The 26,283-nt window shown below is 36.2% G+C and carries 23 protein-coding genes; 5 read left to right on the top strand and 18 right to left on the bottom strand.

All coding sequences use genetic code 11. The features are described 5' to 3' along the window. Nucleotides 1-59 precede the first annotated feature (59 nt). Together ribB and WH267_RS11765 are read left to right on the top strand one after the other, a co-directional pair. Nucleotides 60-1,181, top strand: coding sequence for a 3,4-dihydroxy-2-butanone-4-phosphate synthase (ribB, locus tag WH267_RS11770; RefSeq protein ID WP_045500726.1), 1,122 nt, complete (start codon nucleotides 60-62; stop codon nucleotides 1,179-1,181). A gap of 101 nt (nucleotides 1,182-1,282) precedes the next feature. Further along, nucleotides 1,283-1,864, top strand: a complete 582-nt coding sequence (locus WH267_RS11765; RefSeq protein ID WP_123320669.1) for a Crp/Fnr family transcriptional regulator — start codon at nucleotides 1,283-1,285, stop codon at nucleotides 1,862-1,864. A 116-nt stretch (nucleotides 1,865-1,980) separates the two neighbouring features. On the opposite strand, the gene fmt is transcribed toward WH267_RS11765, so the two are convergent. The 6 genes from fmt to folK form a co-directional block, all read right to left on the bottom strand. Further along, a complete protein-coding gene (gene fmt, locus WH267_RS11760; protein ID WP_340008405.1) occupies nucleotides 1,981-2,925 on the bottom strand; it encodes a methionyl-tRNA formyltransferase in 945 nt (314 codons plus the stop codon). Between the two features lie 120 nt (nucleotides 2,926-3,045). Continuing rightward, the gene (locus WH267_RS11755; RefSeq protein ID WP_340008403.1) at nucleotides 3,046-4,953 is read right to left on the bottom strand and encodes a RecQ family ATP-dependent DNA helicase; all 1,908 of its coding nucleotides are present in this window, start codon (nucleotides 4,951-4,953) and stop codon (nucleotides 3,046-3,048) included. Between the two features lie 78 nt (nucleotides 4,954-5,031). Then, nucleotides 5,032-6,468, bottom strand: a complete 1,437-nt coding sequence (locus WH267_RS11750; protein ID WP_115973679.1) for an OmpA family protein — start codon at nucleotides 6,466-6,468, stop codon at nucleotides 5,032-5,034. A gap of 210 nt (nucleotides 6,469-6,678) precedes the next feature. Next, complete coding sequence (locus WH267_RS11745; RefSeq protein WP_340008399.1) at nucleotides 6,679-8,205, bottom strand: OmpA family protein; 1,527 nt, start codon at nucleotides 8,203-8,205, stop codon at nucleotides 6,679-6,681. A 46-nt stretch (nucleotides 8,206-8,251) separates the two neighbouring features. Continuing rightward, nucleotides 8,252-9,376: an OmpA family protein gene (locus tag WH267_RS11740; RefSeq protein WP_340008397.1), complete on the bottom strand. Its 1,125-nt coding sequence runs from the start codon at nucleotides 9,374-9,376 to the stop codon at nucleotides 8,252-8,254. Between the two features lie 17 nt (nucleotides 9,377-9,393). Continuing rightward, entirely contained in the window at nucleotides 9,394-9,810 is a 417-nt protein-coding gene (gene folK, locus WH267_RS11735) for a 2-amino-4-hydroxy-6-hydroxymethyldihydropteridine diphosphokinase (protein ID WP_115968685.1), read from the bottom strand. Nucleotides 9,811-9,831: 21 nt separating this feature from the next. On the opposite strand from folK, the gene sppA reads away from it, so the two are divergent. Then, nucleotides 9,832-11,592 carry a signal peptide peptidase SppA gene (gene sppA, locus WH267_RS11730; protein ID WP_340008394.1) on the top strand — a complete coding sequence of 587 codons (1,761 nt, stop codon included), beginning with the start codon at nucleotides 9,832-9,834 and terminating at the stop codon, nucleotides 11,590-11,592. A gap of 69 nt (nucleotides 11,593-11,661) precedes the next feature. Here sppA and WH267_RS11725 read toward each other — a convergent pair whose 3' ends face one another. The 6 genes from WH267_RS11725 to rpmB all read right to left on the bottom strand — a co-directional run bounded on the left by WH267_RS11725 (nucleotide 11,662) and on the right by rpmB (nucleotide 14,129). Then, on the bottom strand, nucleotides 11,662-11,922 hold the full coding sequence (locus tag WH267_RS11725) for a GlsB/YeaQ/YmgE family stress response membrane protein (protein WP_115968688.1): 261 nt from the start codon (nucleotides 11,920-11,922) through the stop codon (nucleotides 11,662-11,664). Nucleotides 11,923-11,995: 73 nt separating this feature from the next. Continuing rightward, on the bottom strand, nucleotides 11,996-12,949 hold the full coding sequence (ftsY, locus tag WH267_RS11720) for a signal recognition particle-docking protein FtsY (protein ID WP_115968689.1): 954 nt from the start codon (nucleotides 12,947-12,949) through the stop codon (nucleotides 11,996-11,998). 15 nt (nucleotides 12,950-12,964) lie between these two features. After that, the gene (locus tag WH267_RS11715; RefSeq protein ID WP_340008390.1) at nucleotides 12,965-13,435 is read right to left on the bottom strand and encodes a RidA family protein; all 471 of its coding nucleotides are present in this window, start codon (nucleotides 13,433-13,435) and stop codon (nucleotides 12,965-12,967) included. 89 nt (nucleotides 13,436-13,524) lie between these two features. Further along, nucleotides 13,525-13,677 carry a DUF4295 domain-containing protein gene (locus WH267_RS11710; RefSeq protein WP_115968692.1) on the bottom strand — a complete coding sequence of 51 codons (153 nt, stop codon included), beginning with the start codon at nucleotides 13,675-13,677 and terminating at the stop codon, nucleotides 13,525-13,527. A gap of 20 nt (nucleotides 13,678-13,697) precedes the next feature. Then, nucleotides 13,698-13,880, bottom strand: coding sequence for a 50S ribosomal protein L33 (gene rpmG, locus WH267_RS11705; RefSeq protein ID WP_027373683.1), 183 nt, complete (start codon nucleotides 13,878-13,880; stop codon nucleotides 13,698-13,700). A gap of 6 nt (nucleotides 13,881-13,886) precedes the next feature. Then, on the bottom strand, nucleotides 13,887-14,129 hold the full coding sequence (rpmB, locus tag WH267_RS11700; RefSeq protein WP_002976757.1) for a 50S ribosomal protein L28: 243 nt from the start codon (nucleotides 14,127-14,129) through the stop codon (nucleotides 13,887-13,889). A gap of 244 nt (nucleotides 14,130-14,373) precedes the next feature. Between rpmB and WH267_RS11695 the strand changes: the two genes are divergently transcribed. Further along, nucleotides 14,374-16,086, top strand: a complete 1,713-nt coding sequence (locus WH267_RS11695; protein ID WP_340008387.1) for a T9SS type A sorting domain-containing protein — start codon at nucleotides 14,374-14,376, stop codon at nucleotides 16,084-16,086. Nucleotides 16,087-16,423: 337 nt separating this feature from the next. On the opposite strand, the gene lnt is transcribed toward WH267_RS11695, so the two are convergent. Further along, nucleotides 16,424-18,058, bottom strand: coding sequence for an apolipoprotein N-acyltransferase (gene lnt / locus WH267_RS11690; RefSeq protein WP_340008385.1), 1,635 nt, complete (start codon nucleotides 18,056-18,058; stop codon nucleotides 16,424-16,426). 55 nt (nucleotides 18,059-18,113) lie between these two features. On the opposite strand from lnt, the gene WH267_RS11685 reads away from it, so the two are divergent. Then, a complete protein-coding gene (locus WH267_RS11685) occupies nucleotides 18,114-18,527 on the top strand; it encodes a VanZ family protein (protein WP_340008383.1) in 414 nt (137 codons plus the stop codon). Here the strand turns inward: WH267_RS11685 and proC are convergent. The 5 genes from proC to WH267_RS11660 form a co-directional block, all read right to left on the bottom strand. Next, nucleotides 18,517-19,320 carry a pyrroline-5-carboxylate reductase gene (gene proC, locus WH267_RS11680; RefSeq protein WP_115968698.1) on the bottom strand — a complete coding sequence of 268 codons (804 nt, stop codon included), beginning with the start codon at nucleotides 19,318-19,320 and terminating at the stop codon, nucleotides 18,517-18,519. The genes WH267_RS11685 and proC overlap by 11 nt on opposite strands. A gap of 231 nt (nucleotides 19,321-19,551) precedes the next feature. Continuing rightward, nucleotides 19,552-20,700: a cytochrome-c peroxidase gene (locus WH267_RS11675; RefSeq protein WP_340008381.1), complete on the bottom strand. Its 1,149-nt coding sequence runs from the start codon at nucleotides 20,698-20,700 to the stop codon at nucleotides 19,552-19,554. Nucleotides 20,701-20,702: 2 nt separating this feature from the next. Further along, the gene (locus tag WH267_RS11670) at nucleotides 20,703-22,235 is read right to left on the bottom strand and encodes a DUF6850 family outer membrane beta-barrel protein (protein ID WP_340008379.1); all 1,533 of its coding nucleotides are present in this window, start codon (nucleotides 22,233-22,235) and stop codon (nucleotides 20,703-20,705) included. Between the two features lie 21 nt (nucleotides 22,236-22,256). Beyond that, nucleotides 22,257-23,501, bottom strand: a complete 1,245-nt coding sequence (locus tag WH267_RS11665; protein WP_340008377.1) for a DUF4876 domain-containing protein — start codon at nucleotides 23,499-23,501, stop codon at nucleotides 22,257-22,259. 20 nt (nucleotides 23,502-23,521) lie between these two features. Continuing rightward, nucleotides 23,522-26,275: a TonB-dependent receptor gene (locus WH267_RS11660; protein ID WP_340008375.1), complete on the bottom strand. Its 2,754-nt coding sequence runs from the start codon at nucleotides 26,273-26,275 to the stop codon at nucleotides 23,522-23,524. Between the last annotated feature and the right edge of the window lie 8 nt (nucleotides 26,276-26,283).

Below are 26,283 nucleotides of genomic sequence, written 5' to 3'. Positions count from 1 at the left end.
ATATAAATTGGCAGATGCTTATTTTTATGAGTATCTTTGCACACAAATAAAAAGTAAAAATGTCTGATATTAAATTAAATACTATTCCGGAGGCCATTGAAGACCTTAGAAATGGGAAAATAATCATAGTAGTAGATGATGAAGACAGAGAGAATGAAGGAGATTTTCTTTGCGCAGCAGAACTAACAACACCGGAAATTATTAATTTCATGGCACTTCACGGAAGAGGGTTAATTTGTATGCCGCTTCCTGAAAAAAGATGTGATGAACTTGGGCTTGAAGTAATGGTAAGCAGAAGCAGCGACCCTAAAGAAACTGCTTTTACCGTATCTGTTGACCTTTTAGGAAACGGAACTTCTACAGGTATTTCTGCAGGAGACAGAGCAAAAACGATTTTAGCTTTGATGGATGAAAAATCCAAACCTACAGATTTCATGAGACCTGGCCACATTTTCCCGCTTCGTGCAAGAAAAGGAGGTGTTTTGAAAAGAGCCGGACATACTGAAGCAGCCATTGATCTTACCCATTTAGCAGGTTTAAAGGAAGGTGGAGTTATCTGTGAAATCATGAACGAAGACGGTACAATGTCCCGTTTACCTGAGCTTCACGCATTTGCTCAAAAGCACGATATGAAGATTGTTTCTATTGAAGATCTTATTCACTATCAGCTTAAAAAAGGAAACCTTGTAGAAAGACTGGAAGAGAAAAAAGTAAAAACACACTATGGAGAGTTTGACTTTTATGCATTCAGGGAGACTTCTAACGATCAAATCCACTTTGCATTGACAAAAGGAGCATGGACAGTAGATGAACCGGTTTTGGTGAGAGTACAGTCTTCAGACTCTTATTTTGATGTATTGACAAGATTAAATAATGGGGAGAAACCTTTACTGGAAAAAGTTACCAACATGGTGAACGAAGCAGGAAAGGGAGCAATCATTTTCATCAACAACGTTTCAAATTCTGAAAATACATTAAGAAAACTTCAGCAGTTCCTGAATTATCAGGACGGGCAGGAGCAGCACCCTACTTTAGCATATAACTATAGAGATTATGGTATTGGAACGCAGATCTTAAAGAATTTAGGAATCAATAAGTTTAAAGTAATCACTCAAAATCCTAATATCAAACCCCAGGTTGGAGGATATGATGTAGAAGTTACTGAGTTAGTACAACTATAAAAAGAAAGAATCAATAGTGAATTTGCTTCACTTTAAATGATTTTTTACCATATGAAATAAAAGGTTTAGGATTTTTCTAAACCTTTTTTTATTTTTAAACCATGATGGAGTCTCTAAAAAAACATATCCGGGAGTATGTAGATATTTCAGATGAAAAGCTGGAAAAATATTGTAATGCTTTTATGCTTCAGAAAGTAAAGAAGAAAGAACTTTTGCTAGTGGAAGGAAGTATTTGTGATTTTGAAGGATTTGTAGTGAAAGGATGTTTTAAGGTTTTTCATACCGATCGAAATGCTGCGGAACAAATATTATATTTTGCTATTGAAAACTGGTGGATCTCAGATATAGACAGTTTTATCAACAGAATTCCATCCAAACTTACCATTCAGGCGCTTGAAGACAGTGAAATTCTTTTGATTTCAAAAAAGGATAAAGAAAAACTGTATCATGAAATGCCGGAAGTGGAAAGATTAATGAGGCTCAAGTTTCAGAGTTCAATTATCGCTTTACAACGCAGAATTATTGATAATTTGAGCAAATCTTCGGAAGAACGCTATATTGAATTTTTAATAAAATATCCCCAAACGGTTCATCGTCTTACAAATATTCAGATTGCTGCTTATCTTGGGGTGACTCCTGAATCCCTGAGCAGGCTTCGTAAAAAAATTGTGGGGAAGGCTTAGTGAAGTTTATAATTAGTTTTTTACTTAACTATCCTTAATCGTTTAGAAATAAAAGTCACAACAAAATAATATTTGTTGTGACTTCTATTTATGATTAAAATTTATCTGTATTTAAACTACAGTGTTATTTCGTCAAAATTTCTGAACCCATTCAGTAAATCCTTTACCGTCATTCTTTTTTTACCTTCTAACTGAAGCTCCATGGGAAAATAAACTCCGTCCTGAGTATAGATTTTAAATTCATTTTTAGAAATATCCAATGTTCCGGCAGATTTACCATGATTGGAAATTTCAAATTTTCCACTAAATATTTTTAATCCCTTTTCTTCTTCGCCAATTTTCAAAGTAGTGAAGGCAGCAGGGTATGGAGACATCCCAAGGATGAATTGATGTACCATTTTTGAAGGTAATTCCCAGTTGATTCTGGTATCTTCTTTAAATATTTTATAGGCATTTTTAGGATGCTCAACCTGTGGCTGAGGGGTTTCTTCGATGGTATTTTCAGCTAATCCATCCAATGTTTTTACCACTAATTTTGAACCCATTTCCATTAATCTGTCATGAAGATGGCCTGCATTTTCGTCAGGTAAAACTTCAATTTCCTCCTGAAGAAGGGTATTCCCCTCGTCAATTTTTTCATTGATAAAGAAAGTTGTTGCCCCTGTTTTTTCTTCACCATTGATGACAGCATAATTGATAGGAGCCGCTCCTCTGTAATCAGGAAGAAGAGAAGCATGAAGATTGAATGTCCCCATTTTTGGCATCTCAAAAAGAATTTTAGGCATCATTCTGAATGCTACCACAACAAAAACATCGGCATCAAGCTTTCTTAGCTCTTCTAAAAATTCATTATTTCTTAATTTTTCCGGTTGAAAAACAGGAATGTTATTTTCTGAAGCATACACTTTTACAGGGGACTGATTGATTTTCTGACCACGTCCGCTTGCTTTATCTGCAACAGTTACCACGCCTACTACCTGATGATGAGATTGATGAATAGCCTCCAAAGAAGTTTTTGCAAACTCAGGAGTACCTAAAAAAACGACTTTCAATGATTTCATACTGCAAAGATAAGTTTTTGCTTTGAGAGTGGGCAGTGTATAAGAGTTGAGAGAAGAGAAAATGTTTTTTCTAAAATTTTAAATTAAAATTTAAATCCTGCTCTTGCTTCTTTATTCTTATTACTCATGATTCAGTGCATACGTTCTGAAATTCAGCATTTTTACCTTTCCGGAGTCTAATAGAAAAATTAAGTTTTCCAGTATACTTTCTTTGGAATGATAGCTTAACTGTACAGACAATTCCTCTATAGTTGCTGATCTTTTTGCCAGTAAATTAATGATCTGTTGGGAAATATTTTTTCCAAAAATAGATTGTTTGTTCTTTTCACATACAGAGCACTGGCCGCAGTTCTTTGAATTTTTTTCTCCGAAATAAGCAAGGATAAGCTTCATTTTACAATAGTCTTTATCCTCCGAATAGAACTTCATTTCTTCCCATTTCTGGATTTTGTTTCTCTGAATATGTTCAAAAAGCTTCCAATAAGCGTTATTCACAGCTCTTTCATCACGGGGTTTCAGAAACTTTATGCTTGATAGGGCTCCGTCTATGTATTCAAGATAATTTTTCTGTTGAAGTTCTTTTAAACGTTCTTTAATCAAAGGAACACCGACCTGAATTTTATTGCTGACCTGCTGCTCACTGAACAGTATTTTATGTGTAGTAATTCCGGACATGCTACGGAGAAGAAGCTCTATGAAATAAGCATCTTTTTGGGGCAGCTGATCTATTTCATCAGATTTAATAAAAAGCTCCAGAGATGATAGGCTCTTATTGTCATTGTAATAAATGATTTCCTGGTTATGGAGGAAATTGAGAACGTTATTGATCTTGGCTTTTGATAACCTTGTGAAGTTTTGTATGCCGGCTGTATTCAGCTGGAATGTTTTCTCTGGTAATTCGAATTCTGCTACCTGGAAAATAGAGTAGAGGTAGCTGATGATTTTCAGAAATTCTGCTTTGTTCGGAGTCTGATTTTTCAGGATTTGATCAAAATTCAAAAGTTCCTGTTTGTTCCAAAGCATAAATGCAAAACTTTCTTGGCCATCTCTTCCCGCTCTTCCTATCTCCTGATAATAATTTTCAAGCGAGGCTGCAGGAGAGTAATGGAGAACAAAGCGGACATTATCTTTGTCGATACCCATTCCAAAAGCATTGGTAGAAATTAAGACCTGATTGTCACTATTGTTCCAGGTATTTTGCCTTGTATTTTTTTCTTTTGTTGTTAAACCTGCATGAAAATAATCTACATTATTCAGCTGATTTTTCTTTAAGAATTCTGCGAGGAGTTCTGCTTCCTTTCTGGTTCTTACATATACGATTCCTGAATCTGTATTGTATTTCAAAATATCTAGAACCCGCTGGAATTTATCAGAAACTTCTTCTGTGAAGATTTTAATATTATTTCTTTTAAAACTCTTCTGAAAAACAGAAGGGTTTCTTAGTTCAAGTTTGTTTTTGATCTCTTCCAGTACCTTTGGTGTTGCTGTAGCCGTTAATGCTAAACATGGAATTTCCGGATGATTATTTCTGAAGCCTTTAATATTCTGATAACTCGGACGGAAATCCTGTCCCCATTCAGAAATACAGTGTGCTTCATCAACGGCAATGAATGATAATTCAATTTCTTCAATATTTTGCAGAAACTGAAGATTGGTTAATCTTTCCGGAGATACATAAAGGAGTTTGGTAAGACCTTCTTTACAACGGTTGTAAATAGTCTCAGCATCATACTCATCAAGTTCAGAAGATAGATATTCTGCTTCTATACCACGGAATTTAAGCTGATTCACCTGATCTTTCATTAAAGCCAGCAAAGGGGAAATTACTACACAGGTTCCTTCTTTTAATAAAGCCGGAAGCTGATAGCATAATGATTTTCCGGCACCTGTTGGAAGCAGTACCAGAGTATCTTTTTCATTAATAACAGCATTGATTATTTCTTCCTGAGAATCTCTGAAGCCGGTGTAGCCCCAGAAATACTTAAGAGTATCATATTTTAGCCTTTGAAAATCCTGCGGAGAAATCATGATGTAAAAATAAGGAAAGTATCAGAACAAAAAAAGCCACGCAGTGCGTGACTTTTATATAGTGACTTAAGAAGTTTATTATTTTGCTTCGAAGTATACTCTTCTGTTGGCTCTGTTTTTCCATTCAGGGCACTTCGTAGCTGGTTCGCACTCAGGATATTTAAGATCTTTTTCACCTTTACCTACTGCGTTTAATTTACCAGACTGAACTCCGCTTTTGATCAGATAATTCTTAACGTTGTTAGCTCTTCTTTGAGATAATTTCTGGTTGTAAGCATCAGTACCTCTTGTATCTGTAGCTCCTACAACATTGTAAGCACCATTTGAAGAATTGATATAGTTTACAGCGTTATTTAAGATAGGAGTGTTTGAAGGTAGAATTCTGTCAGAATTTAAATCAAATTCAATTCCTTCCAGTTTAGTTTCTGTTTCCACTACAGGTCCTGTAGTTGTCGTAGGGCAACCATTGTTTTCAACCGGTCCTGGAACTGTTACACATTTATCGTAAAGATCAATTACACCATCAAGGTCTGTATCAAGAGCAACACCGGCACCGTCTACTCTTGCTCCTGCAGGAGTATCAAGTTGTCTGTCCCAATCGTCACATACTCCATCATTATCAGCATCTCCTTTTTTGCAAACTTCGATATCCTGATTTTTGTTAGCTAAGACATCAAGCTTGTAATAGATTTCCTGAAGTGGATCATGCCACATTAAGTGAGATTCATGTTTTCCTAATTTTACGGAAAGACCTAAAGTTGCATTGAAGAAGTTATCAGAAACCTGTGATGAATGTCTATTGACTTCACTATATGGATCACCTCCACCATCAAAGGTATCATCACCTGTCATTACATACATTAATCTTCCTTCAATATCAACTCTTCTGTTCACTTTGAATTTCAGACCTGTACCAGCCTGCATGAACATAGATCCTAATTTGAAAGGCTTTACTTCAGTCATCAATCTCTGTCCATTGATATCTTTCTGATATGCTTTGTAAGCAATAGTACCTACCCCAGCATATCCGTGAAGAGCCCATCTGTAAGGAGAATGATTATCAACTCTTCTCAAAAGATTAGAGAAGTTAATATCTCCCAATACTGAGATTGCATCATATTGGGTTCTTGCTCCTACAGCTCTTGCATCTGGGGCAGAATCTTTGGTATTGAACCATCCTTGTCTTGTTTCACCTCTGTCATACTGTAAGTTGATCCCAAATGCATGGGTAATCGCTTTATCAATACTGATATACGCTGAATATCCAAAAAGGTTCTTACCATTACCGTTTTTGATAGATGTTAAATCTGCTGATTGCATTAGTGGAACACCAACTCCCGCAGAGATAGACCAGTCATTAAATCTTTTTGATTGATTGGTGAATGGGGAAACATTGGCAGACCCTGACGAGAACGTATTAGGATACTCTCCTTTTGAAACTGCCGTTGAGTCTTGTGCGTAAATAGCAGTGGGAAGTGCCAAAGCTAATGCAACAATTGCTAAACTTAATTTCATAGTGTTATTTTTTTAGTTAAGTTATTTTAAATGATTTTTTTACGCTAAAAAGTGATTTTAGTTTTATTTTTTTCTGAATAATAGTGGCTGTATCTTGAGGATTTTGTACCTATTGTCCCTAAAATGATATAAAGGTAGGTAAAATATTTCGTAGTAGAAAAAAATAAACCGAAAAGAATGTTCTTTTCGGTTTATTCATATTGTAAGAAATTACTTTTTCTTCTTTTTAGAAACTGCTTTTTTCTTTATTGGTTTTTTTACAGGAGCATCTTCATAGTCTTTCTTTGTAATGGAATTCCATTCAGAACTTTCTATAAATTTTACTGTAACTTTTCTGTCTGCTAATCTTTCGGCATCAGAAGCGGAAGCTGGTATTGTTGCTTCTGCTGAACCTACTCCTTTTGATTTCAGTACATTATCACTTACTCCTCTGTTTTCCAAAGCTCCTACTACAGCAGCAGCTCTTTCTTTAGACAGTCTCAGGTTGTAGGCTGCGTTACCTTTAATATCAGTATGCCCTGTTAGTAAGTAGTTTCCTCCGTTCTCTTTGATAATTGACGCAGCAAGGTCTAGTTTACTGTTAGATTCTGGTCTGATAGTAGCTTTATTAAAGTTAAAGTAGATATCCTTAAGAGTTTTTTCTACTTCTACAGCGGTTTGATTATTGTCTTTTTTCACAGGACAACCATTGTTTTCAACTGGTCCTGGAACTGTTACACATTTATCGTAAAGATCAATTACACCATCAAGGTCTGTATCAAGAGCAACACCGGCACCGTCTACTCTTGCTCCTGCAGGAGTATCAAGTTGTCTGTCCCAATCGTCACATACTCCGTCATTATCTGCATCTCCTTTTTTACAAACTTCGATATCCTGATTTTTGTTAGCTAAGACATCAAGCTTGTAGTAGATTTCCTGAAGTGGATCATGCCACATTAAGTGAGATTCGTGTTTTCCTAATTTGAAAGAAAGACCTAAAGTTGCATTGAAGAAGTTATCAGAAACCTGTGAAGAACGTCTATTAACTTCACTATATGGATCACCTCCACCATCAAAGGTATCATCACCTGTCATTACATACATTAATCTTCCTTCAATATCAACTCTTCTGTTCACCTTAAATTTCAAACCAGTACCAGCCTGCATAAACATTGAGCCCAGTTTGAATGGTTTTACTTCAGTCATCAATCTTTGTCCATTAGCATCTTTCTGATATGCTTTGTAAGCAATAGTACCTACCCCAGCATATCCGTGAAGAGCCCATCTGTAAGGAGAATGGTTATCCACTCTTCTTAAAAGGTTAGAGAAGTTAATATCCCCCAAGATTGAAATTGCATCATACTGAGTTCTTGCGCCTACAGCTCTTGCATCTGGGGCAGAATCTTTGGTATTGAACCATCCTTGTCTTGTTTCACCTCTGTCATACTGTAAGTTGATCCCAAATGCATGAGTAATCGCTTTATCTATACTTACATATGCTGAATATCCAAAAAGATTTTTACCATTACCGTTTTTGATAGATGTTAAATCTGCTGATTGCATCAGTGGAACTCCAGCTCCTACTGAAATAGACCAGTCATTGAATCTTTTTGATTGGTTGGTAAATGGGGATACATTGGCAGAACCTGAAGAAAAAGTATTAGGATACTTTCCGTCTGTTGCTACTGATGAATCCTGTGCATAGCTGACGGTAGGGATCGTCAATGCTAATGCTACAATTGCTAAACTTAATTTCATCGTGTATTATTTATTTTGTTTTTGAAAAACAGGTTATTAGATTTTTCTATTTTTTAATTGGGCATCCATTGTTTTCAGCTGGTCCAGGAACTGTTACACACTTATCATATAAGTCTATAACACCGTCAAGATCCATATCTAAGGCAACACCTGCACCATCTACTCTCGCTCCAGCAGGTGTATCAAGTTGTCTATCCCAATCATCACATACTCCATCATTATCCTGATCTCCTTTTTCACAAACAACAAGATCTGTCGTTGCATTTTCTAAAACATTGGTTTTATAATAAGCTTCCTGAAGCGGATCATGCCATGCCAAATGAGAAAGATGTTTTCCTAATTTGAAAGATACCCCTAAAGATACTGTCCAAGCATTGTAAGATCTTCTGTTGTTAAGTATTGTATATCTATATCCAGACTCTGTAGGAGCCTTAGGATCGTAGCTAGAATTATTATATCCACTTCCGTCAAATGACTGCTCACCACTAATGATATACATTGTTCTGGCTTCAACATCAATAAGTGGAGATACGTTATATTTTAATCCTAACCCTGCCTGATAGAATACAGAATTAATATCAAGATCTTGTTTCACAAATAAAGGAGTCCTTTTAGGGTTATCACTCCATCTGTTTCGGTCATTGTCATGTAAAGAAGTCCTGTACCCCTGAAGTCCAATTCCTCCATAACCATGTAAAGCCCATCTGTATGGGGAATGATTATCTACTCTTCTTAATAGGTTAGAAAAGTTAATATCTCCCATTATTGCTAATTGGTCAAACTGAGTGGTTCCGGTAGCTACTCCAGCTGCTACTCCAGGTGCTCCTGGAAGTTGACCTGTTTGTTTAGTCTCACCTCTGGTGTACATAAGGCTTAAACCAAAAGTGTGAGAGATTTGTTTGTCAATGCTTATATAAGCATTATATCCCCAATTGGTTTTATCTGAACGGAGAGATTTCAGTGCAGAATGAACCATAAATGCAGAACCTCCTCCAACAGAAATCGACCAGTCTCTGAAACGTCTGGCCTTGTTGTCAAACGTCTGTACATTCGCGGAACCTGAGGAAAAGGTATTAGGATACTCAGTAGAAGTGTTTACTGTAGTACTGCTATTCTGAGCGAAAGCTGCAATTGGCAAGGTTGTAGCCAATAATAATAAACCTAATTTCATACAATATGTTTTATGTTTTAAATAAAATCTTTTAATAACACTCTTGAAAAATCCCTTTCAAAAAGATGTTTTTTATGAGGGATTTCTAATCTTTCTGATTTAAAGTTTAATTCATTATACTTAATGATGTCAATATCTATTACCCTGTCCGTGTAACCTCCTGATACTTTTGAATCATTAATTCTTCCCATTTCAGCCTCAATGTTTTTAATGCAATCAAGCAGCTGAATTGGTGAAAGATGCGTGAATATTATTGTTGCAATATTACAAAAAATATTGGAACTGGCAAATTCTACAGGATCAGACATTAAAAATTCGCTTGTCTGTGAAATGTGATTCCCAGCATCACTTATTTTTTGCAAAGCTGTCTCGATATTTTTTTTTTGCTCTCCAAGGTTACTTCCTAGTAACAAAACTACCTTTTGCTGCGACATATTAGAAAATTGATTGAATTTATGAGAAGTTTCTTTAAAAATGTTTTGGCAAATATAGTGGCTATAATCATACTTTGCGCTGTATTTTTCATCTTTTTCATTATGATGCTTGTGTTTAGTTCTATGGGAAGTGACAAGTCTGTGACGGTGAAAAAGAATTCGGTTCTTACAATTAATTTAAAGACCAATATCATAGATAGCCCTACTGAAGAGCAAATGGATCTGTTTGGGTTAGGTAACCAAAATAAAAATGTTCTTCTGTATGATGTTTTGGAAGCTATCAATAAAGCTAAAACGGATGATAATATTAAAGGGATCAGTATTGAGACAGATGACCTGAATGCAGGGCTAACTCAAATTGATGATCTTAGAAATGCTATTGAAGATTTCAAAAAAAGCGGAAAATTTGTATACGCTTATGGAAACGGAGTTTCACAGTCTGCTTATTATCTTGGGTCAGTAGCTGATCAGTACTATCTTCATCCTGCCGGAGGGATTGAATTAAAAGGACTTTCTACTGAGGTTACGTTCTTTAAAGATTTTGCAGATAAATATGGTATAGGGATTGAAGTCATCCGTCATGGTAAGTTTAAGTCTGCGGTAGAACCGTTTTTAAGAAATGATATTTCGCCGGAAAATAAAGAACAGCTAAGTACTCTGCTGAATGACCTTTGGAAAAATACTTCCTATAAAATGGCTGCCTCTAGAAAAATAGATACAGCTCAGTTCAGAACTGTTGTTGACAGTTTATATGGAATGATTCCTGAACAGGGATTAAAATATAAACTGGCAGATAAGCTTATCCAGAAGTCAGAATATGAGGATTTGCTTAAAACTAAATTAAATGTAAAAGATAAAGAAAAGCTGAATAAGATTTCTTTAACGAACTATATCAGTTCTTTTGCTGATGAAGATCAGTCAGGGGAAAAGGTAGCAGTATTATATGCATCAGGTTCTATTAATAATGGAGATGAGTATAACGATATTCATTCTGAAAAATATGTTAAATACATTAAAAAGCTTCAGGAGGATGATAAGGTAAAAGCTGTAGTGTTCAGAATCAATTCTCCGGGAGGGAGTGCGAATGCTTCTGACGAAATTTTATTTGAATTACAGCAATTGAAAAAGATAAAGCCACTGATCGTTTCTTTTGGAGATTATGCCGCTTCTGGTGGTTATTATGTAGCGATGGCTGCCGATAAAATTTATTCTGAGCCTAATACGCTTACAGGTTCTATCGGAGTATTCGGAGTATTGCCTTATTATAAAGATATCGCAAACAAAAATGGAATCCGTGCTGACGTTGTTGCGACCAATGCCAATTCTATGTACTATTCAGGATTAAATGGAGTAACCCCTTATGGAGTAAACATGATGACGAAAAGTGTAGAGGGAACTTATAAAAGATTTGTACACTTCGTGACTCAGAACAGAAAGAAAACATTCGAGCAGATTGACAATGTAGGTGGTGGTAGAGTATGGAGTGGTGTTCGTGCTAAAGAAATCGGTTTAGTAGATGAATTGGGAACTCTTAATGATGCTGTAAAGTTTGCAGCGCAGAAAGCAGGAGTGAAGTCTTACTATGTGGAATCCTATCCTAAGAGAATAACTCCATTTGAACAGATTTTCAAAGATCTTAATGAAGAAGATGTTTCTGCAAGAATTATTAAAAATAAAATAGGGAAATCCAATTATGAGATTTTACAGCAGATTACAGATAAGAAATTACAGTCTGAAGTAAAAATGGAAATGCCTTATCAGATTAGAATAACAACTAACTAAATTATATTGTACACAAAAATCCCGGATCTGAATTTCAGATCCGGGATTTTATTTTTTATCAGCGTTACATTAGCTTTTCTTTGTGGCCATTCCGTAAATCCAGAGGACAATTAAAGCTCCTCCGATGGCAAGAATCCAGCTTCTCGGATTCCAGAATGAAGTAACATCTCCCCAGTGTAGAATGTAAACTCCTATAGCTCCTCCTACAAATGCGCCTATAATTCCGAGGATAATAGTGATTAACCAGCCTCCTCCCTGAGTTCCGGGCATGATCATTTTAGCGATTGCACCTGCAATAAGACCGAATAAGATCCATGTTATAATTCCCATAGTTGCAAATTTTTTAATGATTAATATTTAAAATAGATTTGTTTACTAAATGTAAGGGAAAACATGATGAAAATCATCTTTTCTTGAAGAATGAGTCTACAAATTCCGTACCATTGAAAAGTTGCAGATCTTGCATTTTTTCACCTACCCCTATATATTTTACCGGAATCTGGAATTGATCTGAGATGCCGATAACAACCCCTCCTTTTGCTGTTCCGTCTAGTTTTGTTACAGCTAAAGCATTCACTTCAGTAGCTGCTGTAAACTGTTTTGCCTGCTCGAATGCATTTTGTCCTGTAGAACCGTCAAGCACCAATAGAATTTCATGCGGAGCATCAGGAATTACCTTTTGCATTACTCTTTTGATCTTGGAAAGTTCATTCATAAGATTGATCTTATTATGAAGTCTTCCTGCAGTATCAATGATGACAACATCTGCATTTTGAGCTACAGCACTTTGTACTGTATCAAACGCTACTGAAGCCGGATCGGAACCCATTTCCTGTTTTACAATAGGAACACCCACTCTTTCACTCCAGATGATAAGCTGGTCAACGGCTGCCGCTCTAAAGGTGTCTGCTGCTCCAAGAACTACTTTTTTACCTTCAGATTTGAACTGGTGGGCCAGTTTTCCAATCGTTGTTGTTTTTCCAACCCCATTTACACCTACCACCATAATGACATATGGTTTTTTTGAAGTATCAATATTTCCTGTTCCAGCATGAGGGTTTTCAAGCAATAGTCCTGAAATTTCCTCACGAAGAATATTATCCAGTTCACCTACTCCAACATATTTGTCGCGGGCAACACGCTCTTCAATTCTTTCTATGATTTTGATGGTTGTAGAGGCGCCTACATCAGATGCAATCAGTATTTCTTCCAGATTATCCAGAACTTCATCATCTACTTTGCTTTTACCGACTACGGCCTTCGTCATTTTTTCAAAGAACCCCTGGCTGGATTTTTCCAATCCTTTATCCAGAGTTTCTTTTTCTTCTTTTTTGAAAATATTTTTAAACCAACTCATAGTTTTAGTTTATTCTTATCTTTTGTTTTTAATCACTGCTGTGGCTTCCACTTCTATCAGTACATCATTCCTGAAAAGTTGGGTTACCTCTACAAGGCTGCTTACGGGAGGGTTCTGAATATTAATATACTCATCCCTTACTTTTCTGAAATATGGGGTTTGTGATATGTCTGTAACGAAAATACCCAGCTTGATAATGTCTTTGCCTGTACCTCCATACTCCTTCAGAATGTTTTCAATGTTTTTGAAAATCTGCTGAGTCTGTTCTTCTACATTGTTTCCCACCAGATTTCCTTTTGAATCCAACGGAACCTGACCAGATAATAAAATCATTTTGGAAGTGCCACAATCAATGCTTACTGATTGTGATAATCCCGGAATGCTGAAAACTTCAGGAGAACTTTTATATTCTAATGGGTTCATCGTTTTCTGACTGAATGAAAGTTGAAAAATAACTGTACTTATCAGAACAAGAAACTTCGTCATATTTCACTGATTAATAATCTGGTGAACAAAGATAACAAAAAAACTACCCAAATTATGAGTAGTTTTTTATATTGTAAATAAAGTATTGATTATTTTTTCAAAAAACCATCTACTTCATCAGCATTCATTACTTTTTCTTCGAAAACGTAAGCCCCTGATTTAGGAGACTTTACCATTTTCACCACTTTAGTCATTTTTTTAGATTGACCGCTTTGTAGGGTTGCTACTACTTTCTTTGCCATGGTAAGTTATTATTTAAAAATTACTTAATTTCTTTGTGAAGGGTAGATCTCTTAAGAACAGGATTGTATTTTTTCAATTCCAATCTCTCTGTAGTGTTCTTTTTATTTTTTGTAGAAATGTATCTAGACATTCCTGGCATACCACTTTCTTTGTGCTCTGTACATTCAAGGATTACTTGAACTCTGTTTCCTTTTTTTGCCATGATTTATTAATTCTTTTTAATCAATCCGTTTCTAGTAGCTCTTTCAATAGCTTCCTCGATTCCAATCTTGTTAATCACTCTCAATCCATGAGCTGATACTTTCAGTGTAACGTGCTTATCCTGCTCCGGAAGGTAAAACTTCTTCTCTAATAAGTTAATTTCAAAACGACGCTTCGTTTTGTTATTAGCGTGAGAAACGTTGTTACCAACCATTGCACGCTTTCCTGTTATTTGGCAAATTCTTGACATATCTCGATGTTCTTATTTGTATAATATTTGAGAGTGCAAAATAACGAAGAATTTTTTAGATAGACAAATCTTTTAGAAAATATTTGATAAATAAGTGACTGATTATAAATATTGATTTTTTAAAATACCCGAATTTCTGGGATACCGCAGGAAATCAGTGCTGATATATTTCATACAGGCTTTTTTTAATCAGAGAAAATTAATATCCTATCTTTGTTTTTAATTAATCTAAATAAAAACAAGTATGAAGAGAATTTATATTCTATTGTCTATGCTGCCTGTGGGACTATGTGCACAGAATTTTACGGAGATTCAGACCGGGATAAATAATTTTTATTTCTCTGCTTCCGATATTGCTGATGTGGATAATAACGGAACTCTGGATATTGCAGTCAATGGAGCCATAGATTCAGATGGAGACGGGAATCCCGATGCTACTTATAATGAAGTGTATCAAAATACCGGAACCACTTTTCAGCCCTACACGGACCTGGGTGGAGATGTAACACATTTGGGAGATATCAAATTCATTGATTATAATAATGATGGATTGATGGATATTATTTCCACAGGGTTGAGTTATATGGATATTGTAAACTACAAGCATTATCGTTTTAAGAACACTGGAGTAGGCTTTACAAGAGAAGAAGAGCTCCCGGGGAAAATATACGGATCTATGGAAGTTTTTGATTTTAATCATGACGGAAAACAGGACTATGCTATTAATGGTACTCAATATGCTCACGGCGGAGGTTTCAGGAATACCCTGGATCTCTATAAGAATACGGGACAGGGATTTGATCTGATTGAAAACTGGGCAGATGGAACTCAGAACGGAAGCTTTAAGGTTGTGGATCTTAATAATGATCATCTCTTGGATCTTATTATCATAGGGTCAGATATTAATGGTGATCCGGTTTCCAAAGTATATATGAATCAGAACGGAACATTGGTGAATACACAGGCTCTTGATTCACTGATTTCAGGTAAAATCGAAACAGCCGATTTTAACGCTGACGGTTATCAGGATGTAGTTGTTATAGGTAAGGATGCTAATGATGATGTTTACTTTGCTGTTCTGATGAATGACGGAACCGGCAATCTGGTAACCCAGCAGATTCCATCAGAAGTTTCTGAGGCTTCAATAAGTGTTGGAGATCTGAATAATGACGGGTATTATGACTTTATTGTTGCTGGAGATATCAATTATAATGCGGTTGTAAAGACTTATTTATATAACTCAACAAGCCAGTCATTTGATGAAGGAACTGTTACAGGCTTACACAGCTTGGGAGGTCCGGGAATGATACAATTGTTTGATTTTAATAATGATCAGCATCTGGATATCCTGTTAAGTGGATTTGATTGGGCGAACCCTGATATTCCATCACTCACAAAGGTTTTTAAAAATAATGCTACAGAGCAGAATGCAAAACCAACTGCACCTACTCAGCTTAACCTGACTAAAAATGGCAACCGATTCAATTTTACTTGGAGTGGGGCAACGGATGACAAAACGCCGGCAAATGCTTTACGATATGAAATTAAAGTAGGATCTACACAAGGTGGGCATGATATTGCCAAATATATCGTCACTACGCCTTCATGGTTCCTGGATCTTGATCCATCTGTTCAGAATGTATACTGGAATGTAAGATCAATTGATGCTTCAAAGGTGTATTCTGATGTCTCTACACAAGGAACATTGTCAACCAAAGAGAATACGATAAATCGTGAAAAAGACTTTGTTATTTATCCAAACCCTACTTCTGATAAAGTTTATATTAAAGGTGAGAAGATTTCAGAAGCTGAAATGTACTCAATGGAAGGAAGAAAGGTGAATGTGATTTTAAACAGAGACCAATCTATTGATGTTTCTCATCTCCCTAAAGGTGTATATCTATTAAAACTGAAGATAAAAAACGAAATAACCACCAAAAAACTTACAATTAAATAACTGAATCATTCATTCTATCTTGAGAGAAGCCAGACGTCCAGCTGGCTTCTCTTTTTTTATTATGGCAATTTGCTGGAGGATTGGTTTCAGGAAATGTTTTTAAATGTTTATCGCAGATCTCGTGGATTACACAGATGTTTGTATTTTATTTCCCACGGACTTCACAGATTTGCACAGATGTTTGTGGGTATTGATGTAGAAATTAGTGGTATTTGTCTTTAAATAAAAAAAATCTGCGTTATCAGCTTAATCAGCGAGAGCTTAATAGCTCCCAGATCTTGCAGATAACGCAGATTATATGGTAAGGATAAAGATCAGTGTGACTGATATTTAAACACTATACTTTCTTTATTTTTGCCTGAAACCTTTTAATCAGATAATAAAATAATAAAAATCCTAAAGCGAACATTGAAAATCTCGAAAGAAGATCTCCTGCCCTTGAATAGAAGGTCATCCCATCATAAAGGTTAACTTTTGAAAATAATGCGGTTTGGTCTCCATAGAAAGTATCAGCTACCACTTCACCTTTTGCATCAATGTGCGCTGAAATTCCACTGTTGGCAGCACGGGCAATTTCTCTTCTGGTTTCAATGGCTCTCAGCCTGGCATAGGATAAAAGCTGTCTGTGCCCTTCAGTAACGCCCCACCATGAGTCATTGGTCATAATTCCAAGGAAGTTAGCTCCCTTTTTTACATAATCAGTAACAAACTCTCCATAAATACTTTCGTAGCAGATAATGGGTGCCATTTTACCTTTATTGTAAGGGTTGGAAAAGGCCATTCTTTCTTTGTCTGTCCCTAAAGAAGCCACTGTTCCTCCTAAGTTCAGCATGGCATCTCCTAAAAGAGGTTTTAAAATATTCATATAAGGAAAGATCTCAACGCCAGGAACCAGTTTTCCTTTGTGATAGACCTGGGTCTTTTGTTGCGGAGCAAGCTGAATAGCGGTGTTGTAACTTGCTGCCCAAACTCCCTGATTAATTTCATAGGCTTCTTTGGGGCGCGTTGCAGGGTCAAAAAATAAACGGTGGGAAGAGATTCCTGTGGCAAAAACAGATCCCGGATGTTTAGATAAAAACTCTTTGACATTGTTTAAAAGCAAACTTTTTTCAATACCGGTTTCAGAAATGGAGCCTCTGCCAGGAAGAGCAGTTTCCGGAGCAATATAGTAATCTATTTTTGTGGTTGAATTTTTTTCTGCCAAAGCCAAAAGATCCTGTTCAATCGTTAAACTGTCTTTGGAATATTTTTCAGCATAAGGATCAAGATCGGGTTGAAGCATCAGTACATTCACCTGTCCGGATGGTTTTTCATTAAAACCGTTATATTTAATGATGGAAATGATCATCGGAATAGCGATTAAAGCGGCTATAATTGACGAGTTTTTAATCAGGTCTTTTCTCTTTCTTCCTGCTTCCCAGGTTCTGATGGTATAGAAAATAAGAACGTTGATTAATAAGATCCAGAAACTTCCACCGGTAGCTCCTAAGGTATCATACCATTGAATCAGTTTTGGATAATCTGAAAATACATTTCCTAAATTCAGCCATGGCCAGGTAAGTTCCCATCCTAAATGAAATTTTTCAAAACTCATCCAGATAGCAATCAAAAATCCTAATCCCCAGTAGGTTCCCTGGGCATTTTTATACCAATGGTAGCATTGAAAAACCAAAGAATATAAAAGTGAATTTACCAGAACAGGGAAGACAACAGCCATCATAGAGTGGCTTCCATCAGGATTCTTAGAACCATACAGCCAGCCTGTGGTGACAATATTCCAGATGATAAAACAAAGATAGGACAGTCCGAAGATAATCCAGCTTTTTCTTTTATAGTCTGAAAATTTTGAAATTCCATGTTCCATCATCAGAAGAGGAACGAGGGCGAAAAATATAAAAAACGGGACTCCATAAGTAGGCCAAGAGACCGACAGCAGCATTGCTGAAATAAGTGTTAGCAGAACGTATTTCATTAAATTATTTTAATATACAAATTTAATGTTTTTGAAATGAATATATTAGCATCCGATGTTAAAGAAAATATATAAAATTGTTATTGCTCCTTACACGCTGCTTCTGCTTTACCTGATGTTTCTCGGAATGGGAAGGTTTCAGTATGAAGATAACCTGATTACGGTGGAACCCGTGTTTTCTACCATTAAATTTATTCAGGGTGCTATGAGCTGGAAAGATATTGTCATTATTGTGATCGGTAATATTGTGATGTTTATTCCCTTTGGTTTTCTGGGATGGGTCTTCCCTAAGCTCATGGATCTTAAATCCCTCGTTTTAAATTTTATTCCGGCTATTACCATTGTGGAAGCTCTTCAGTATTTTACAAGAATGGGAATATTTGAAGTAGACGATATCCTCCTCAATACATTTGGGGTTTATTTAGGGTGGTTATTTCGCAGATATCTTGAAAAAAGATTTAGCTGTTGAGTTCTTTTGCTCTTTTTTCAGCATTTAAAATTCCTTGCTGTAAAATTTCCTTGAAACTGTTTTCTTCAAAAGTTTTTAAAGCAGCTTCTGTAGTTCCGCCTTTGGATGCCACATCTTTGATAAGTTCATCAAGGTTCTTCTCAGAATTATTAATGAGATGATAGGCTCCCAGCATGGTTTGTTTTACAAATAATTTGGACAGATTTTCTTCAATTCCCATTTCAACTCCTGCTTTAATCATAGCATCAATAATATAATAGAAATAAGCAGGTCCGCTTCCGGAAAGCGCCGTAACACCATCCAGAAGATTTTCTTCTTCTAAATAAACTGATCTTCCGGTACTGTTCAGTAATCTTTCGATGTTGATAAGCTGACTGAAAGAAATACCGTCTGCAGCAGTATAGCCTGTGATTCCCATTCCTAAAAGGGTAGGGGAATTGGGCATTGCTCTTACAACCAGCGGATGTTTCAGTGACTTTTGAATTTTCTCAATATTAATTCCGGCCATAATAGATAAAACCATTTGATTTTCCTTTAATGTAAACCTGAAATTCTGAGCAACCGTTTGAAAATCCTGTGGTTTTACGGCAATAATAATCAGATCAGCATCAAGTTCTGTGACTTCGTCAAAGGTGGAAGTTTTGGATTTGGGAAATTCTTCCGCTATTTTTGAGATTTTAGTCTGGCTTCGTGTAATCAGGTGAAGGTTTTCCGGTTTAATAAGTTCATATTTCAAAAATGATTTTGAAAATGACAGTCCCATATTTCCGGCGCCCAAAATAGCTATTTTCATATTGTGTTGATTTTAAAACGAAAATAATGTTTTTTATTGGGATGAGGAAGAGAAAAGGGAGTTAGAAGATGAAAGATGGAAGATGGAAGCGGAGGTTGTTGTAAGGCTGAGTTTGCTGGATTGCTTTTTTATGAATTTGAAATAGATCAGAAATATCGGGTGATTAAACGCCTTAAGAGCTTACGGACTCATGCTTCCACATAAAAAGAGCTGGCATTTGCCAGCCCTTTTTTATTCTGTAGGAAATTCAGGTCGTCTCATTTTATATTTTGTTCCTGAAAGGGCTTCCAGGAAGGAAATTAAAGCTTTTTTCTCTTCTTTTGTAAGTTTTAAAGGTTTTAGCAGAGGGTCTGTTACAGGATAAAGTGGATCATTCTGTTTGGTTTCAGGAGAAGGATCTATCATGTGCATTCCGCTATTGTACATATTGACTACACCTTCCAGGTCTCCGAATAATCCGTTGTGCATCCATGGCTGGGTAAGCATGAGATCTCTTAATTGTGGTGTTTTGAATTTTCCTGCATCTTCAGTTTTCTTGGTAATGTTATATAATCCCAGGTCTTCATATTTTCTTTTATAGTAGGTAAGGCCGATATTATGAAAAGATTCGTCTGTAAGATACTGACCGCTGTGACAATTCATACATCGTGCTTTTGTTCTGAAAACATGCATTCCATAGATCTCTTCATCAGATAAGGCATTGTATTTTCCTTCCAGAAATTTATCAAAGCGGCTTGGCTGGCTTTTGATGGTTTTCTGAAAATCAGCGATGGCTTTTACAATTCTTTCATAGGTTACTTTTTCATCTCCATAAGCATTCTTGAAAAGAAGTTTATATCCTTTCAATGCCTGTATTTTTGCTGGCAATGTTTTTACATCCATCGCCATTTCGTGATGAGCTCCAAGAGGACCGGCAGCCTGTTCTTCAAGTGTTTTTGCTCTTCCATCCCAGAAGAATAGGTTTCTTTCTGCAATATTGTAAAGAGACATTGTATTTCTGTTTCCCTGAAGATGGTTATTACCTAAAGCTACATGTCTTCGGTCTGACCAACCCATTTCAGGGTCATGGCATGAACTGCATGAGATCTGATTGGATTGAGATAATTTAGGATCAAAGAATAACATTTTTCCAAGGATAATATTGGGTTTATCCTGTTCCGCAAAAAATGTAGAATCTGTTTTAATGGGTGAGAATTCCTGCCATTTTACTCCATAATCAATATTGGGTTTTGGCCAGTCTGAGATTGCTTTTTTATAGCTTTTAACAATATCTTCAATGGTAGGATCCTGAACTTCCATTAAGTTTTGATTTACCTTTGGTGTAAAGCTTAATAGTATCATACTTACTCCACCTAATCCCCAATATATTAGTTTTTTCATCTCTAAAACGTTATCCCTATACTTGCACCTGCAAAATTATTGTTTTTTTTCTGAATCTTCTGAGACTGATACTGTACTCCTATAAAGAAAACAGGAAGTTTTTTAAGTTTAAAATCATATCGTGCAGAAGCTCCGAAAGTTGTTATATCACTGGCCTGGAAAATATGATCTTCCAGCATCCAGGAATCTACAGATGAATATCCGGAAGGAGTTAAAGCATTTACTGTTTTTCCAACCACTCTTTGAGAGAAATATGGCTGAAAGGTAAGTATTTGATTATCTTTGATCTGTTGTTTGTAATCAGCATTGATTCCAAAGTAGCAATACGCAAACTTTTGCCCGGCAGCAGGATAGAGTCTTCTTTCTTTGATTTCTTCGTATGCGAAAAACGGAGTTGCAGTAATAGAGAAGGTTTCCTTATTATACTGATAAAATCCTTTTACAGCTGTGGTGTAGTCTTCCTTACGATACGATTTTCTTTTATAGATCTGCTGTAAACTTGCTGTATTCAGTGAGTATCCGTATTCATAGCCTGTTTTTACAGAAGAACTGAAGCTGGCTGAAAATCCGAAACGGTTTTTCTCATTAATACTGAAAAATTTTGCACCTTCCACTTCAAGTGTTTTATTTTCAAGATCGGAAAGATCATAAAATAAGTTGGATGATGGGCTGTTGACATAACTTTTAATATTATTCGATTTTCCTAAAACAGCCTGAAGGTAAAAATCTTTTCCTTGTTTGTTCAGGATCTGCAAACCTCCTTTATAGGCAAATTCCTCAAAAGTAACATTAGGATTGGCTGTTCCGTTAAAAAGATAGTTTGAAAATCCGAAACCAGTCATCTGGTATACAAAAGGTCTTCCTAATAAACTTTGGAAAGTAAGAGAGCTGTTTTGGGTATATTTACTGAATTCACCGAATATCCCTACTTCATATTCCCTGAACATTTTGTAGTTCACCCCTGCTTTGATATTGAGATCAGAGGTTGTACTCTTCAGTCGCGGGTCTTTAGCACGGAATCCCATTTGAGCAACATAACCTATCTGAGCTGCAATGCTCCATTTGTTCCATTTCTGTAGATATCCGCCAGAAAACTGATAACGTTCCATATTCAGTTTGCCACCTGCAGAATCTACGGTGGTATAAGGAGCTACACGATCATAATCCAATGATTCATTCCATCTTACAAGTTCTGTTTTCAGGTTTTGATAGCTGGCATTTCCCCATACATAACGATTGGGTTTTAGCTTTTGAAATGATTTAGCTTCGACGGTTAAACCTTGGTCTCCGTTTCCCAATTGCTGACGGTAAACTTTCTTATCATGGTTATGGTATCCAACCCTGAATTCTGAAAACGAATTAGGACTGTATGCTGACATTGAAGCCGGATTATTGAAAAAATTATCTTTAAAACTTCTTTCCGTATCATATTGATTATTGATGGTCTTAAAGAGGCTGATGCTGTCCTGTGCTTTCACAGAAAGAAAACACAGGTTGACCAGTAACAGAAAGAAAGTTGTTTTTCTATTTAGCATAATGTATTGAAAAGTGTAACATTATTTTGGATGAACAATACCATTTTTTAAACTTGCTTCGGAATCTCTGATGAAGTCATTGGAAGAGTTGTTGGTATCCATATACAGATTGCTATTTGCTCCCATTGTTCCAATTATTTTACGTCTTACGGTTTTTCCGAAACGGTTTGGATCACTGTCTATACTCCCTACAGAAGTCCATCCTGCATCAATGCTTGGAGAAGTCAGAAGATGTACAAATTTTGTAGGAACACTGTTGTTAACCCCATCTATAATCCATGAATTTGGAATGGAATACGCGTTTCTTGTCATAACAGTTCCTGCTGAAGAGATATAGCTGTAATCGTATTTGTTTTTTTGCAGGAAGGTATTCTTTGTTTCACCAGCTGGAAAACGGGCAATCACAAAACTTTCAAAACCTCTGTTATGGATAGTAAACATATTGTTTGCTGCAGTATAGGCCAAATCTGCATTGGGTACATCCGGATTATCTACCTGCCCCAGTGCCGGAACTGATGATGGAAATTCAAAGTCGGCATTATGCAAATCAAAAGCTGTACTTGTCTGTGCCTTATGATTGATGGCATTATCTGCTACCACAATAAAATCACCAGGTTTTACAGGATATTTTTTAATTTTTCCTTCCGGATCGGTAGGTAGAATCAGAACTCCTTTTACCGGAAAATATTTGGTGACATCATATGGGGTAGGGTTATCATCTTCAGTGGTCATGAACCTTGAGTTGGCGATGATCAGGTTATCCGCATAAAGAACCTTGTTCGTATTGTTTACAATTTTAAAATAGCGGCTTGAGTTATAATTTTTACCATCCGGAGTTTTTATTCCTGTAAAAAATATTTCTTCAATGATAAAATCTTCATGGAATGTTTTGAAGAATAAAGGAATTTTAACATCGTTGATTAAAGTGACGACATCAGCATTAGCTGTTCCGGCAACATCAATGGTTTGGAGCTGATTGTTGACAACCTTACCATTTACGGTGATTTTATAAGAACCATGAGGCAGCTCTAGGGAAATAACATTTGCGTTTTGGCTTGTTCTTTTGGTGGTGGCTCCAGTATTTACTTCTATAGCTTCAATATCCAGTTTTTCATAGATAGAAATATTTTCACCAGTAAAAGACAGGGTAAGTACACCATTTTGTCCTGCAGCCTGTACTCCGAATTCATCATCTGTACATGATGTTACTGTAAATGCAGTCCCCATCATGGCTACAAAACTTAATAGTAAAAATCTTTTTTTCATGTTACTTATTTTTTTATATTTTAAAAATTGTAGTTTAATTCCATTCCGAAATAAGGTGTATTCATCCTTTTTCGGTACACCTTTACATTGTTGAATGTGTAGGGTGCGCTGTAGTTGAAAAGCCTGTTTACAAATAAGGAAGCACGAAGAGCTTTGTAAATACTTTTGGTAATCTTTATATTTCCTGTCATAGTAAAAGTATAGAGCTTGTCAAGATTATCAGAGACAGAAACATTTCTTATCAGCCATTGCTTGTAGGTATCAGTTTTGTCGGCTTCCGTGAAAGGATGTATGACACCATCCATTCCATAATAGGAAACAGGCTCTGCAATTCTTCTGTCATTTCTGCTATAATCATACAGGCTTCCCTGTACAGAAGCTGAAACAATCAGATCCAGACTTGGAAGATAAGTGTCAATGAGTAGGTTATAATTTATATTTGAATTAACATATCCGTTATCATTTTTATAAATTCCGTAATAAGGGAATATTTCTGAACCGATGGTTGCTGTAGGTTTAAAGATAATAGGAGTAGAGTTTCTGTACTGAGACTTAAACCATGCTCCGGTAAAGGTAAATCTTGTATTAATTGCTTTGATCCTTGGAGAGGTATATCCAAATTCAATCCCTTGTTTCAATGTCTCACTTCCGTTTTCCGTAGTAGAATAAGCTCCGAAAATATTTTTAACTTCATAAGGAACATTTGTTAAATCCGGTCCGTTGGGTGTCCATTGGGTTATATCTACTTTTGTGGCATCATATTGTTTATAAGAGTGGATAGCTGTCTGGTCCATACTACGGAATCCATTGGTCATGTTTTCTTTAAAATAGGTCATAAAGAATTCATGATTCCTGTACGAAAGGTCTAAACGAATTTCTTTCTTGATGCTTTTTGCAGCTTGTAACTCTTTATTTTCCTTTGACTGCACGTACGTCATAAAGTTTACATACCGGTATTGTGCATCATTATGATAATAATTCAGTTGGGTATAATCCCAATATTCGTTATTTGGATACAGCATCAATAGGGTTGGCTGCTTATAGAAAAGACCGTATCCTAAGGTGACATCTGTTTTTAAAGGATAATCATTGATAATAAGATGGGGCAGGCTGTATTGGAAATTTAACCTTGGCTCTGCAAAGACTTTTTTACTGATTGCATAAGAGTTGTCTATTCCCAGGTTTTTTGATAATCTTAAACCAGCATATAGAGTGAATTTATGCTGATTGATAGCATAGCTCATCTGATCCCCTACAAAAGCAGCCAACAGGCTTGAGGCTGGGATAGCATTGTATGGTCTTGGTCTTGCAATTCCTGTACTGGCAGACGGAGGTGTTTTCATGTCATATTGAAGCCCCCGGCCATTATTCTTAGAATATTTCCAGTCAAGTCCGGCTTCGTATTGGTGAGTAATTCCGAAGGTTTTCTTTGTACCGTTTGCCTGTAAGAAAGCGGTGATGTCCAAAGGTTTTCCTTCTGTAGAGAATTCCGCAATATAGCGCAGATCCGGATAATAGCCCACATTTTCTCCCTGTTCTGTAGCAAGGGAGAAAGATCTTGGTCCTGATAATTGAATTAGCTTTACCTGTTCTATTTTTTCAAATCCCTGGCGAATGGCTGTATTTAACGTTAATCTGTTGAAAAACGAACTCTTCTCCAGCTGATAGATGAAATTATTGGTGAAACTGATTCTTTTATTATTGGATTCATACTTATCTGTTGGTGGATATCCGTTGTCCGGATCATATTTTTTACTGTCAATGTTAGTAGAAAAATCAATAGTAGATTTCCATTCTAAAGGTTTTGACCATAGTGTTGATACTTTCTTCGAACGGACAGATGCTGTAATACGCTGGTAGGTTTCAAAATCATCGGTGGGATTTGATTTTGAATCAAGGAAATCTGCACTGGCACTCATTTGCCACTTATCATTAATCTTAAAGCCTTTACTCAGGTAATATTGCTTACTGAATCCATCCGCTTTAAATCTTGCCTGAAGTGGAGCTGCTTTTATCCTGCGTTCAATTTTGATCAATCCGGAAGTAAGATCTCCATACGCTGCAGAGGGAATACCCCGGATTACTTCAACTTTTTCAATATCATTGGTGGAAATGGTTCTCATATCAACGCCGGAAGTTGCCGTTTCCCTATATCTTGGGCCTTCAGAAAACTGCCTGTTATCTACTGAAACCTGCATATCTGCGTTGGAATTGATGATGTTATCATCAACCATAAACTGAACGCCGAGGGATGAGGTATTGTATTTATCACCGATGTAATCTCCTGTATTTTCGCGAAGTGTAGCTTTATTCGTTAAGTTTAGGACCGGTACTTTTGAAAGCCCACCAGGAAGAAGTTCCATTAAATCGGTAAAACTTGAAGGCTGTAAATGCTGCATAGCCTGTCTGTCAATAACAGACTTGGTTGTTAGGCCCTTTCCTTCTTTTGAAAATACAATTACTTCTTCCAGCTTATTAATGGGCTGAAGTGTAATGATCATATTTTGTGATGAAGCAAGATCAATATTCAGTTCTTTTTCCTGAAAGTTAGGATGAACAATTTTTACATGATATTTGCCATTAGAGACCGAGATATCGGTATGACCATTTTTGTCAGTTGTTAAGGAAGTTTGATTGATGGTAACAGAAGCACCTCCTAATTCTTTATTGTTTTCATCAAAAACAGTGATGTTCAATTGGGAACTTTCATTTTGGGCCTGTATCCAATGGGTACTGAAAATGAAAAAGAAAACAAAAGATAAAGATCTAATCATTTTTTATT

This window comes from Chryseobacterium sp. MYb328, assembly GCF_037572595.1.
GTDB classification, from domain to species: Bacteria; Bacteroidota; Bacteroidia; order Flavobacteriales; family Weeksellaceae; genus Chryseobacterium; species Chryseobacterium pennae.
The sequence above is the reverse complement of the archived record's forward strand: the minus strand, read 5'-3'. Positions and strand labels throughout refer to the sequence as shown.